At 69.7% G+C, this 11,993-nt stretch carries 12 protein-coding genes; 5 read left to right on the top strand and 7 right to left on the bottom strand.

Going from position 1 to position 11,993, the window contains the following annotated elements:
• The 3 genes from ACOADB_RS26015 to icmF all read right to left on the bottom strand — a co-directional run.
• Window positions 1-524: sigma-70 family RNA polymerase sigma factor (locus tag ACOADB_RS26015; RefSeq protein WP_378605806.1), on the bottom strand; the 524-nt coding region annotated here is incomplete at its 3' end.
• Between the two features lie 115 nt (window positions 525-639).
• Window positions 640-1,014, bottom strand: coding sequence for a YciI family protein (locus ACOADB_RS26010; protein WP_378605803.1), 375 nt, complete (start codon window positions 1,012-1,014; stop codon window positions 640-642).
• A gap of 98 nt (window positions 1,015-1,112) precedes the next feature.
• Window positions 1,113-4,355 (bottom strand): fused isobutyryl-CoA mutase/GTPase IcmF, encoded by a 3,243-nt coding sequence (gene icmF / locus ACOADB_RS26005; RefSeq protein ID WP_378605800.1) that lies wholly within the window; start codon window positions 4,353-4,355, stop codon window positions 1,113-1,115.
• Window positions 4,356-4,458: 103 nt separating this feature from the next.
• On the opposite strand from icmF, the gene ACOADB_RS26000 reads away from it, so the two are divergent.
• Window positions 4,459-4,962 carry a MarR family winged helix-turn-helix transcriptional regulator gene (locus ACOADB_RS26000; RefSeq protein ID WP_378605797.1) on the top strand — a complete coding sequence of 168 codons (504 nt, stop codon included), beginning with the start codon at window positions 4,459-4,461 and terminating at the stop codon, window positions 4,960-4,962.
• 10 nt (window positions 4,963-4,972) lie between these two features.
• On the opposite strand, the gene ACOADB_RS25995 is transcribed toward ACOADB_RS26000, so the two are convergent.
• From ACOADB_RS25995 to ACOADB_RS25980, 4 genes are all read right to left on the bottom strand, one after another.
• Window positions 4,973-5,824 carry a 3-hydroxybutyryl-CoA dehydrogenase gene (locus ACOADB_RS25995; protein ID WP_378605794.1) on the bottom strand — a complete coding sequence of 284 codons (852 nt, stop codon included), beginning with the start codon at window positions 5,822-5,824 and terminating at the stop codon, window positions 4,973-4,975.
• Between the two features lie 96 nt (window positions 5,825-5,920).
• The gene (locus ACOADB_RS25990) at window positions 5,921-6,433 is read right to left on the bottom strand and encodes a low molecular weight protein-tyrosine-phosphatase (protein ID WP_378605791.1); all 513 of its coding nucleotides are present in this window, start codon (window positions 6,431-6,433) and stop codon (window positions 5,921-5,923) included.
• Window positions 6,434-6,435: 2 nt separating this feature from the next.
• Window positions 6,436-6,831 (bottom strand): phage holin family protein, encoded by a 396-nt coding sequence (locus ACOADB_RS25985; protein WP_378605788.1) that lies wholly within the window; start codon window positions 6,829-6,831, stop codon window positions 6,436-6,438.
• A gap of 30 nt (window positions 6,832-6,861) precedes the next feature.
• A complete protein-coding gene (locus ACOADB_RS25980) occupies window positions 6,862-7,569 on the bottom strand; it encodes a GntR family transcriptional regulator (RefSeq protein ID WP_378605785.1) in 708 nt (235 codons plus the stop codon).
• A gap of 140 nt (window positions 7,570-7,709) precedes the next feature.
• Between ACOADB_RS25980 and ACOADB_RS25975 the strand changes: the two genes are divergently transcribed.
• The 4 genes from ACOADB_RS25975 to ACOADB_RS25960 all read left to right on the top strand — a co-directional run.
• On the top strand, window positions 7,710-8,627 hold the full coding sequence (locus ACOADB_RS25975; RefSeq protein ID WP_378605782.1) for a dimethylarginine dimethylaminohydrolase family protein: 918 nt from the start codon (window positions 7,710-7,712) through the stop codon (window positions 8,625-8,627).
• 64 nt (window positions 8,628-8,691) lie between these two features.
• Window positions 8,692-9,216: a hypothetical protein gene (locus ACOADB_RS25970; protein ID WP_378605779.1), complete on the top strand. Its 525-nt coding sequence runs from the start codon at window positions 8,692-8,694 to the stop codon at window positions 9,214-9,216.
• On the top strand, window positions 9,213-10,241 hold the full coding sequence (locus ACOADB_RS25965; protein WP_378605776.1) for a hypothetical protein: 1,029 nt from the start codon (window positions 9,213-9,215) through the stop codon (window positions 10,239-10,241). The genes ACOADB_RS25970 and ACOADB_RS25965 overlap by 4 nt, the downstream gene beginning before the upstream one ends.
• Before the next feature lie 75 nt (window positions 10,242-10,316).
• A partial coding sequence (locus ACOADB_RS25960; RefSeq protein WP_378605773.1) for a transglutaminase family protein occupies window positions 10,317-11,993 on the top strand: 1,677 nt, incomplete at its 3' end.

Here is an 11,993-nt window from a genome sequence, read left to right as displayed (position 1 = left end):
TCGAACCCGGCCTTCGCGTCGGCCAGCGTCTTCTTGGCCCGCGCAATGCGCTGGCCCATGGTGGCGTCGGCAACGAGGAAGCCGCGGGCGATCTCGACCGTCGTCAGTCCGCCGACCATGCGCAGGGTCAGGGCGGCCCGGGAGTCGGCGGTCAGCGTCGGGTGGCAGCACAGGAACATCAGCCGCAGGACGTCGTCCTCGATGTGATCGACCTGGGAGGTGAGGTCGGGCATCGGATCCACCTCCCCTGCGGTGCGCTCGAGCTCGGCCGTCTTGCGGCGCAATGTCTCCGCGCGCCGGAACGAATCGATGGCGCGCCGCTTCGCGGTGGTCATCAACCAGGCCGCCGGGTTGTCCGGGATCCCCGACGCGGGCCACTGCTCGAGGGCGGTGACGAAAGCGTCCTGGGCCAGGTCCTCCGCCATCCCGACGTCACGCGTCATCCGCGTCAGCGCCGCGATCAGCACCGCTGACTCCTTCCGCCAGACCTCGGTGACTGCTTCGGTCGTGACGGCGTGGGGCATGCGCCCAGCCTAGGTCCACGAAGTGTGGCAATTGGGGGCACGAAGTGCGGCATCTGGGGGTGCGAAGTGTGCCCAGAAGCGACACCTCGCACCCCCATTTGCCACACTTCGTGGCTCACTCGGTCGGCGGCGGGCCCTCGGAGATCTCGCGCAGGGTGATCACGAGCTCGCCCTCGGGCCAGTGGTCGACGTGGAGCTGTGCCATCTCGCGCATGTTCTCCACGGCCTGTTCCTTGTCGTCGAACTGCAGGAGCGCCCAGCCGCCGACGACCTCCTTCGCCTCGGCGTACGGGCCGTCGACGCGGGTCATCTCGCCCTTGCGGACGACGAAGTTGATGGCGTCCTCGGTGCCGAACAGTCCGCCACCGTCGACGAACGAGCCGTTGGCAGCCGACTTCGCGATGAACGTGTCCATCGCGTCCATCAATGCCTGCGTCGGCGGGGTGTCGTTCGCCTCGTCCATCCTCACCAGGCCCATGTAGCGCGTCATGTCGATCCGTCCTTCGTTCGTAGGTGTCGGTGGAGTGCTTCCGAACCTACGTCGAACGGCGGACCCGGTCTTCGACACGGGACCTGGAAAAGATGTGGTCAGACGTTCCGTCGGTACTGGCCGCCGACCTCGAAGAACGCGTCGGTGATCTGGCCGAGCGAGCAGACCCGGGCAGCGTCCATCAGTACGGCGAAGACGTTCTCGCCGCTGATCGCCGCGGCCTTGAGGGCCTCGAGCGCGCGTACGCCGTCGTCCTTGTGGTCGACCTGGTAGGCACGGACCCGGGTGAGCTGGGACTCCTTCTCGCTCTCGGTGGCTCGCGCGAGCTCGATCGTCTGCGGCTCCTCGTCCTCCACGACCGGCTTGCGGAACGTGTTGACGCCGATGATCGGGAGCGAGCCGTCGTGCTTGCGGTGCTCGTAGAGCATCGACTCGTCCTGGATCCGGCCACGCTGGTAGCCGGTCTCCATCGCGCCGAGCACGCCGCCGCGCTCGTTGATGCGATCGAACTCCATCAGCACGGCCGCCTCGACCATGTCGGTCAGCTCGTCGATGATGTACGAGCCCTGGAGCGGGTTCTCGTTCATCGCGAGGCCCCACTCACGGTTGATGATCAACTGGATCGCCAGCGCGCGGCGCACGGACTCCTCGGTCGGGGTGGTGACCGCTTCGTCGTACGCGTTGGTGTGCAGCGAGTTCGCGTTGTCGTAGATCGCGATCAGCGCCTGCAGCGTCGTACGGATGTCGTTGAAGTCCATCTCCTGCGCGTGCAGGGACCGGCCCGACGTCTGGACGTGGTACTTCAGCTTCTGCGAGCGCTCGTTGGCGCCGTACTTGTCGCGCATCGCGACGGCCCAGATACGACGGGCGACGCGACCGAGGACGGAGTACTCCGGGTCCATGCCGTTGGAGAAGAAGAAGGACAGGTTCGGCGCGAACGCGTCGATGTCCATGCCGCGGGCGAGGTACGACTCGACGTACGTGAAGCCGTTGCTCAGCGTGAAGGCGAGCTGGCTGATCGGGTTCGCCCCGGCCTCGGCGATGTGGTAACCCGAGATCGACACCGAGTAGAAGTTCTGGACCGCGTTGTCGATGAAGTACTGCTGGATGTCGCCCATCATCCGCAGCGAGAACTCGGTCGAGAACAGCGCGGTGTTCTGGCCCTGGTCCTCCTTGAGGATGTCGGCCTGCACGGTGCCGCGGACGTTCGCGAGGGCGAACGCCTTGATCTCGTTGTGCTCGGAGACCGACGGCTGGCGCTTCTCGCGCTCGACGAACGCCTCGACCTGCTGGTCGATGGCGGTGTTGAGGAAGAACGCCAGCACCGTCGGGGCCGGGCCGTTGATGGTCAGCGAGACCGAGGTCGACGGGGCGACCAGGTCGAACCCGTCGAACAGCGCCTTCATGTCGTCGAAGGTCGCGACGGACACGCCGGAGGTGCCGACCTTGCCGTAGATGTCGGGACGCGGGTCGGGGTCGCGGCCGTAGAGGGTCACCGAGTCGAACGCGGTCGACAGGCGGGTCGCGTCGGCGTGCTCGGAGAGCACCTTGAAGCGGCGGTTGGTGCGGAACGGGTCACCCTCGCCGGCGAACATCCGGGCCGGGTCCTCACCGTCGCGCTTGAACGGGAACACGCCCGCGGTGAACGGGAAGTAGCCCGGGAGGTTCTCGCGACGCCAGTACTTCACGAGCTCGCCGTGGTCGGTGTAGCGGGGGAGCGCGACGCGGCGGATCTTGTTGCCCGACAGCGATTCACGCGTGAGTGCGGTGTGGATGTCGCGGTCACGGACCTTGACGACCTGCTCGTCGCCTTCGTACGACGCGACTACGGAAGGCCAGCGCTCGATCTGCTCGGTGATCTCGTGCGGCAGGTCCTTGCGGGCGCCTTCGACGAGGTCCTCGAGGACGTCGGTGTCGGCGTCGGTGCTGGCCGCGACGACCTCGCCCCGGACGTACTCGAGACGCTGCAGGCGGACCGCCGCGTCGGCGAGGCGCTCGGTGTCGTGGTGGTAGCCACGGACCGTCTCGGCGATCTCGGCGAGGTAGCGCACCCGGTTCGGGGGAACGATGTGGCCGGCCTCGGTCGAGTGCCGTACGTCGACCCGGGGGAGCACGCCCTCGTGGAAGACGAGGCCCTTGCCGGCCAGCTGGTCCTTGAGCTCCTGGTAGAGCGCGGTCACGCCGTCGTCGTTGAAGTGGGCGGCCGAGGTTCCGAAGACCGGCATGTCCTCGGGCTTCTTGCCGAACGCCTCGCGGTTGCGGACCATCTGGCGGCCGACGTCACGCAGGGCATCCATCGCGCCGCGGCGCTCGAACTTGTTGATCGCGACGACGTCGGCGAAGTCGAGCATGTCGATCTTCTCGAGCTGCGAGGCGGCGCCGAACTCCGGCGTCATGACGTACATGCTCACGTCGACGAACGGCACGATCGCGGCGTCGCCCTGGCCGATGCCGGGGGTCTCGACGATGACGAGGTCGAAGCCGGCGGCCTTCACGACGTCGATCACGTCGCCGAGGTGTTCGGGGAGCTCATGGGCGCCGCGCGTGGCGAGGCTGCGGAAGAACGCCCGGTCGCCGTCGAGCGAGTTCATCCGGATCCGGTCACCGAGAAGCGCACCGCCACCGCGGCGACGGGTCGGGTCGACCGCGATCACGGCGACGCGGAGCTTGTCCTGCTGGTCGACGCGGAACCGGCGCACCAGCTCGTCGGTGAGGCTGGACTTGCCGGAGCCACCGGTGCCCGTGATGCCGAGGACCGGCACATCGCGGCTGGCGGCGACCTGCTTGAGCTTCGCGAGCATCTCTGCCGGGAGCTGGCCGGACTCGGCGCCGCTGAGCGCGCGGGCCAGCGAGAACCGGTCACCGGAGACGACGGCGTCGGCCTCGACCGCGCCCAGGGTCCACGGGTCGACGTCGCAGGCCTTGATCATCGAGTTGATCATCCCGACCAGGCCGAGCCGGACGCCGTCCTCGGGGGAGAAGATGGTGACGCCGCACTTGGCGAGGCGCTCGATCTCCTCGTGGACGATCACGCCGCCACCGCCGCCGTACACCTTGATGTGGCCGGCGCCGCGCTCGCGCAACGACTCGACGAGGTACTCGAAGTACTCGACGTGTCCGCCCTGGTACGACGACACGGCGACACCCTGCACGTCCTCCTCGATCGCCGCGTCGACGACCTCCTGGACCGACCGGTTGTGGCCGAGGTGGATGACCTCCGCACCCTGGCTCTGCAGGATGCGGCGCATGATGTTGATCGAGGCGTCGTGGCCGTCGAACAGGGCCGACGAGGTCACGAAGCGAACGGGGTGCTGCGGCGTGTGCAACGAGATGTCAGACATGCAGAGGTCCTCCAAAGTCTTTGGACTTCCGATAGTAGGACGTCCTACTAAATTTGTGAAGTCGGAGTGCTGCGGGTGACGCGGGATCCTCTAGGGTCAGGGCATGCCTGAGCCACGCCTCCCGTTCGATCCCATCGATCGCGCAGGAGACCTCTGGGCCGAGCACTTCGGTGACGCGACGGCCATGCGCCTCGCCACCTCGGTCATGCGGGTCCAGCAACTGATGATCAGCGCGCTGGACGCGGCGCTCAAGCCCTATGCGCTCACCTTCTCGCGCTACGAGGTGCTCGTGCTGCTCCACTTCAGCAAGAGCGGTTCGCTGCCGCTCAGCAAGATCGGCGAGCGCCTGATGGTGCACCCGACCTCAGTGACCAGCGCCATCGACCGACTCGAGTCCCAGGGCTTCGTCGAGCGGGTCCCCGATCAGGACGACCGGCGCCGGACCCTCGCCCGCCTCACCGCCAAGGGGCGCTCCACCGTCCGCGCAGCGACCGAAGCCGTGAGCGAGATCGACTTCGCGATCACCGGGCTCACCGACCGCCAGCAGGACGACGCCTACCAGCTGCTGCGTCGCCTGCGGCGGGCATCGGGTGACTTCCCGAGCTGAGCTGCGAAAGTCAGTTGTAGGTGTAGAAACCCCGGCCGGTCTTGCGGCCGAGCAGGCCGGCCTCGACCATCCGGTTGAGCAGCGGCGGCGCCGTGTAGAGCGGCTCCTTGAACTCCTCGTAGAGCGACTCGGCGATCGCGCGCGTGGTGTCGAGGCCGATCAGGTCCGCCAGGGCCAGCGGGCCCTGCGGGTGGGCGGCGCCGAGCACGAAGCCCTGGTCGATGTCCTCGGCGGTGGCGAAGCCGGACTCGAGCATCCGGATGGCCGAGAGGATGAACGGGACGAGCAGGGCGTTGACGACGAAGCCGGCGCGGTCCTGGCAGTCGATGGCGTTCTTGCCGAGGTCTCCCTCGACGAACGTGCGGGCGCGCTCGACGGTCTCGTCGGCGGTCATCAACGAGGGCACCAGCTCGACGAGCTTGAGCACGGGGACCGGGTTGAAGAAGTGCACGCCGAGCACGTGGCTGGGGCGCTGCGTGACGACTGCGAGCTTCATGATCGGGATCGACGACGTGTTGGACGCCAGGATCGCGTCCGGGCTGGTGACGACGGCGTCGAGGCGGCGGAACAGGTCCGTCTTGGCGGCCTCGTCCTCGACGATGGCCTCCACGACGAAGTCGCGGTCGGCGAGGGCCTCGATGTCCTCGACCACGCGGATCCGGGCGAGCACGGCGTCCGCGGACTCGATCTTGCCGCGGCTCTCGGCCCGCTTGAGGGAGGTCTCCAGGCGGTGGCGGCCCGCGTCGACAGCGGCCGCGGAGGACTCCAGGACGACGACGTCCTTGCCGGCGCGGGCGCACACCTCGGCGATGCCCGACCCCATCAGGCCGCAGCCCACCACTCCCACGCGCTCGATGCTCATCCGCTTCTCCTCAACCTTGGTCAGCCGTCCCGCATTTAGTAGGACGTCCTAGCAAAGTAAGGGTGACTGGTGAGTAGCACCAGCCGCGGCGACCCCTCAGCGGCCGAGTGCGGTGGTGACCTCGGCCACCAGCAGGTCCGCGGTGCGCTCGACCATCGTGAGCACGTCGCGGAAGCCGGAGTCGCCGCCGTAGTAGGGGTCGGGAACCTCGCCGCCGGGTTCGTCCGGATCGAAGTCACGGAACGGCCTGACCCGGGTGGCGTCGACCTCGCCGGCGGCGAGGCCGCGGACGTCGCGCAGGTTGTCCCGGTCCATGGTGAGGACGAGGTCGAAGTCGTCGAGCCAGGGCGGTTGCACCTGCTGTGCGCGGTGCCGGCTGGCGTCGTACCCCTCGCTGGTGAGGAGAGCGGCCGCGCGGCGGTCCATCGGGTCGCCCGCGTGCCAGCCACCGGTGCCGGCGCTGACGACCTCGACGGCGTCGTCCAGCCCGGCCTCGGCGATCCGGGCGGAGAGTACGACGTCGGCCATGGGGGAGCGGCAGATGTTGCCGAGGCAGACCACGGCGATCCGGTAGCGACCGGGCGTGCGGGGCGGCGGCGCGCTCGGCACGGTCAGTCGTCCTCGACGCCGACCATGGCGTCGAGGAACCACGTCGTGATGCTGATGATGATCGCGCCGCCGACGGCCGGCCAGAACCCGTCGACGCGGAATCCGATGTCGACGACGTCGGCGAACCAGGCGGTCAGGCGCAGGAGCAGTGCGTTCAGGACCAGCAGGAACAGGCCGAGCGTCACGAGGATGAACGGGAACGACAGGATCACCAGGACCGGCTTGACCAGCGAGGTGACTGCGCACGAGATGAGGGCGACGGCGAGGAGCGGGAGGATCTTGTCCTCGATCTCCGCCCGGCCCGTCTCGGCGCCGGTGAACCAGATGCCGTCGATGAGCTGGGCAGCGAGCGCGACCGCCGCCGCGGTGATCGCCCAGCGGGAGAGGAAGGCCAGCATGCGGCCAGTCTGTCAGGTGGGGTGTCAGGCCTACTCGAGACCGAGCGCCTCGATGACCTCGACCTCGGCGTCGTCGATGTGGCGGCGCAGGAACTCGTAGGCGCCACCGGGGCCTTCGACGTCGCCGGCTTCGAGCAGCTCGACCAGGCCCTCGTGGGACTCGGCCTCGTTGTGGGCGTTGCGGTTCAACCGGTCGACCTGCGCGAGCGCCAGCTTGAGCTCGTCCATCAGTGCCTCGGCCATCTGGACCAGCCGTGGGCTCCCGGTGAGCTCGACGAGCGACACGTGGAAGGAGAGGTGGCGCTCGTTGAGCTCTTCGTACGACGCGGCGCCGCCGCGCACGGCACTGGTGTAGGCGACGAGGGTCTCCCGCACGCGTTGACGTCGTACGTCGCCCGCGGTGGCCCAGGCGCGGACGCCGGCCCCCTCGAGGACCCAGCGCGCCCGGCACACGTCGCGCACCGACTCGGCGCGCGGGGTCGCGACGGTGACTCCCCGGTGGGGTTCGCGGGTCGCCAGGCCCTCGGCGACGAGCACGGTCAGTGCCTCGCGCACCGTCGGCCGGGAGACCCCGAGGGACTCGGCCAGTGCGATCTCCCGCAGCGGGGTGCCGCTCTCGAGCTCGCCCTCGAACACCGCGCGCCGGAGCTCGGTCGCCACCCGCGAGACGGTCGAGGCGTGCTCGACGCTCAGGGAGGCGAACGGGGCCTTGGCTGATGTCGGAGCGGAGGGGGACATGGGGCCATTGTGCCGCCCATTGACCCGATCGTGCGGCGGGACGCTATCCTCGGACTTGTCAGATTGTCTGACAACTTACGTGGGTCGTCGGCGACCCCGAGGGACGTCCGTGTCACGCGGACCGCGAAGAGGGAGCCACCATGACGGCATCACTGGAGTGGGGTCAGCACTACGCGATGGTCGAGCCGTCGTCGTTCCGCGTGGAGTACGCGATCAATCCGTACATGAACCCGGCCGTGCAGCCCGACGCCGGCCGTGCGCAGGCCCAGTGGGACGAGCTCGCCGCCACCCTCCGCGCGCTCGGCGCGACCGTCGAGGAGATCCCGGCACTGCCCGAGGCGCCGGACATGGTCTACGCGATGAACCTCGGCCTCGTGGCGCTGCGCCCCGACTGGACCGGGCCCGGCCGCCGCTCCGTCGTGATGTCGCACATGCGCTACCCGCAGCGCCGTATCGAGACCCCGGCCGCCCGTGCCTGGTTCGAGTCGCACGCCTTCGCCGCGACCTACCTCGGCCGCGACGGCATCGGCGCCCACTTCGAGTCGGGCGACGCCTTCCCGTTCCGCGGCGAGCTGGTCGTCGGCTACGGCCCGCGGACCGACGAGCTCGCCCTCAAGCAACTGGCCGACGACCTCGGTGTGCAGGTCCGGGGCGCCCGCATCGTGCACCCGGGCATGTACCACCTCGACCTCGCCTTCTGCCCCCTCGACGACGACCACGCGATGATCTGCCCCTCGGCGTTCGACGAGGCCTCGGCCGCATCGTTGATGGCGTCCATCCCGCAGCCGATCGTGCTCAGCGAGGAGGAAGCCCTCGGCACATGGTGCGCCAACTCGGTCGTCGTGGGACGCACCGTCGTGATGCCCGCCTGCCCGCCGCGCGTGCGGAACTGGCTGGAGACCCTCGGCTTCGAGATCGTCCTGGTCGACGTCAGCGAGTTCCACCTCGGCGGCGGCTCGATCCGCTGCCTGACGAACCCGCTCGACATCACCGTGGGGCGCGACCTGGAAATCGTCAGCGGCGGCCGGGTCGTCGTACCCGGCGACATCGCCGCCTGACCGCAAGGCCCGCGGGATACGGTGGGGCCCGTTCTCTCCCGTTGACCCCCGCCAGGAGCCCCCGGTGCCCGGAACCACGCCCAGCCAGCCCGGTTGGCCCGACGGCGACGGGAACGAGCCTCCGACCGAGGACACCGTCGTCGTACCGACGACACCGACGAGTGAGCTCCCGCAGGTCGGTCCGGATGGCCTGGCTGCTCCGCAGCTCGGCGTCGGCCGGGGTGGGCGGATCGCGATGGCCGTCGGCGCGGTGCTGCTGCTGATCGCTGTCGTTGTCGTCGCGGGCATCGTGCTGCTCGGAGGTGACGACAAGGCGAAGGACACGTCGAAGGACGACGAGAGCCAGTCGGTCATCGACCCGACGGACAAGGCGCCGTCGTCGCTCGACCTGCCGACGATCGATCCGTCGGACTTCCCCACCGACCCGCCGACCGGCGCGCCGACGATCGATCCCTCCGACCTGCCCGGGTTGCCCGACCGTCCCAGCGGTTTCCCGACCGGCTTCCCGGAACTGCCCTCCAGCTTCCCGACCGATCCCGAGGGTTGGGAAGACTGGTTCTCCGACTACCTCGAACAGGTGAATCCATGAGTGACCCGAACCAGCCGTACGGCGCCGTGCCCCCGCCGGCGTTCCCGCCTCCGGGCGCGGTACCGGGTGGGCCGCCGAGCGGGCCACCGAGCGGGCCGCCGTTCCCGCCTCCGCCGCCCCCGGGATTCGGCGGACCGGGCACGCCGGGCGGATCGGGCACGTCGGGCAAGGGCATCTGGATCACCCTGGCGATCGTCGGGGTCCTCGCGCTGGTGGGCCTGATCGTGGGTCTCGTCCTGCTCCTCACGGGCGATGACGACGACAAGGACGAGGACAAGGGCGACGACGAGACCAGCCAGGCCTCCGGTGCCGACCCCGAGGACGTCGTCGAGGACCTGATCGACGCAGCCGAGGAGGGCGACTGCGACGGCGCGACCGCGTTCCTGACCGAGGCCGCGAAGGCCGCGGATCCCTGCCAGTCCGACGAGTTCCAGCTGCTCTCCAGTGATGACGTCGACGCCGAGGTCGGTGAGGCGACGGTCGACGGCGACACCGCCACCGTGCCCGTCGCGTTCACGAGCCCGGCCGGTACCTCGGACTACGTGTTCACCCTCGAGCAGGTCGACGGTGCCTGGCTGGTCGCGTCGTACGACGGCGACGACTCGGTCCCGAGCGCGGAGCCGACCGACAGCGCCTCCACTGACGATGCGTCCACCGACGCCCCGACCGACGCATCGACGAGCCCGGGTGGCGCCGCGGGCGGCACCAGCACCGCGGACGCCGTACCCAACCAGCCGAAGGCAGTCGTCGAGGCGTTCCTCGACTCCGTCGTCAGCGGTGACTGCGCGACCGCCGAGGAGCTCGCGACGGCGGCGTACATCGAGGACGAGGGCGACTGTGACCCCAGCCAGATCCCCTCGGACTTCGCCGACCACGTGACGTACAAGGTCGGCAACGCGACGGTGAACGACGCAGCCGGTACGGCGACCGTGCCCGTCGAGGCCGAGTTCGACGGCTCCAAGGAGTCCTCGACGGTCAGGCTCGTCAAGGTCGGCGGGCTCTGGCGGGTCAACTCGTTCGACTAGGTCGGGGCTTCGGGGCGGACCGGTCGTGACCTCACCGAAACCCGCGGTCGCGTCCACCTCTCTACGCTGAGGACCATGTCGATCAAGGTCGCCCTCGAGCACCGCACGACGTACGCCTTCGACCGTCCGGTTGCCGTGGCGCCGCACGTCGTGCGCCTGCGGCCCGCGCCCCACTGCCGGACCCCGATCGAGGCGTACTCGCTGAAGGTCGAACCCGCGGGCCACTTCATCAACTGGCAGCAGGACCCGTTCGGCAACTGGCTGGCGCGCCTGGTGTTCCCCGAGAAGGTCAGGACCCTCGACATCACGGTCGGCCTGGTCGCGGACCTGATGGTGATCAACCCGTTCGACTTCTTCATCGAGGAGTACGCCGAACACTTCCCCTTCGCCTACGAGGCCGACGTCGCGGCCGACCTGGCGCCGTACCTCCGCCCCGTCCAGGACTCCACCGCGGCGGCGGACTGGAGAGCCGCACTCCCGGAGCTGCCGGCCGATGGCGTGCCGACGGTGACCTTCCTCGCCGACCTCAACAACGCGGTGCATCGCGACGTCGCGTACTCGGTGCGGATGGAGCCGGGCGTGCAGACGCCCGACCAGACCCTGGCGCTCGGCATCGGGTCCTGCCGCGACTCGGCGTGGCTGCTGGTGAGCCTGCTGCGGCAGTACGGCCTGGCCGCGCGGTTCGTGTCGGGCTACCTCGTGCAGCTGGCGTCGGATCCCTACGCCACCGAGGGACTCGACGGCCCGACCGGCCCGAAGGAGGACTTCACCGACCTGCACGCCTGGACCGAGGTGTTCCTGCCCGGTGCCGGCTGGGTCGGCATGGACCCCACCAGTGCGCTGTTCGCCGGCGAGGGCCACATCCCCCTGTCGGCAACGCCGCACCCGAGCTCGGCAGCCCCGATCGAGGGTGCCACCGAACCGGCGGAGGTGACCTTCGGATTCAGCAACACCGTGACCCGCGTCCACGAGGACCCTCGGGTCACGGCGCCGTACACGCCCGCGCAGTGGGAGCGGATCGACGCCCTCGGCGGCGACGTCGACAAGCGCCTCGAAGCCGGCGACGTGCGGCTCACGATGGGCGGTGAGCCGACCTTCGTGTCGATCGCCGACGCGTCCACGCCGGAGTGGAACACCGACGCCTACGGCGACGTGAAGCGGGAGCTGGCCAGCGATCTCGCCGCGCGGCTGCGCGATCTCTACGCCCGGGGCGGCGTCATGCATCGCGGCCAGGGCAAGTGGTACCCGGGCGAGCCGCTGCCGCGGTGGAGCATCGGGCTGCAGTGGTTGAAGGACGGTACGGCGCTGTGGTCGGACCCGGCCCTGCTGGCCGACCCGTGGGGTGCACCGGACCCGGTGGTTGAGGTGCGAGGAGCGCAAGCGACGAGCCTCGAAACCCCCGGGCGCGACGAGGCACTCGGCCGCGAGGTCGTCCGCCTGCTCGCCCTTCCCGACTCGCAGCTGCGCCCGGCCTACGAGGACCCCTTCTCCGCGCTCGCCGACCACGTGCGCAAGCCCGCGGGCGAGGCACCCGACGGTGCGGACCCCAGTGAGGACCTGGTGGCGCGCCTGGATGCGGACGTGACCACGCCGACCGGCTGGGTGCTGCCGCTCACGACCGGCGAGACCGGGTGGACCAGCCCCGTCTGGACGTTCCGTCGCGGGCGGCTCGTGCTCACGCCGGGTACCAGTGCGGTCGGCCTGCGGCTGCCGCTCGACGCGATCGCCTGGGTCGATCCTGCTGCACCTGCC

This window comes from Nocardioides sp. CPCC 206348 (assembly GCF_048654705.1).
In the GTDB taxonomy this organism is placed as follows: Bacteria; Actinomycetota; Actinomycetes; order Propionibacteriales; family Nocardioidaceae; genus Nocardioides.
Note: the sequence above shows the minus strand (reverse complement) of the source record. Positions and strands in the feature narration are given on the sequence as shown.

Bases quoted from the DNA above. Each gene is read 5' to 3' on its own strand.
- icmF (WP_378605800.1), bottom strand. From the start codon at position 4,355: ATGTCTGACATCTCGTTGCACACGCCGCAGCACCCCGTTCGCTTCGTG.
- ACOADB_RS25985 (WP_378605788.1), bottom strand. From the start codon at position 6,831: ATGCTGGCCTTCCTCTCCCGCTGGGCGATCACCGCGGCGGCGGTCGCG.
- ACOADB_RS25965 (WP_378605776.1), top strand. From the start codon at position 9,213: ATGAGTGACCCGAACCAGCCGTACGGCGCCGTGCCCCCGCCGGCGTTC.
- ACOADB_RS25995 (WP_378605794.1), bottom strand. From the start codon at position 5,824: ATGAGCATCGAGCGCGTGGGAGTGGTGGGCTGCGGCCTGATGGGGTCG.
- ACOADB_RS25975 (WP_378605782.1), top strand. From the start codon at position 7,710: ATGACGGCATCACTGGAGTGGGGTCAGCACTACGCGATGGTCGAGCCG.
- ACOADB_RS26010 (WP_378605803.1), bottom strand. From the start codon at position 1,014: ATGACGCGCTACATGGGCCTGGTGAGGATGGACGAGGCGAACGACACC.
- ACOADB_RS25980 (WP_378605785.1), bottom strand. From the start codon at position 7,569: ATGTCCCCCTCCGCTCCGACATCAGCCAAGGCCCCGTTCGCCTCCCTG.
- ACOADB_RS26000 (WP_378605797.1), top strand. From the start codon at position 4,459: ATGCCTGAGCCACGCCTCCCGTTCGATCCCATCGATCGCGCAGGAGAC.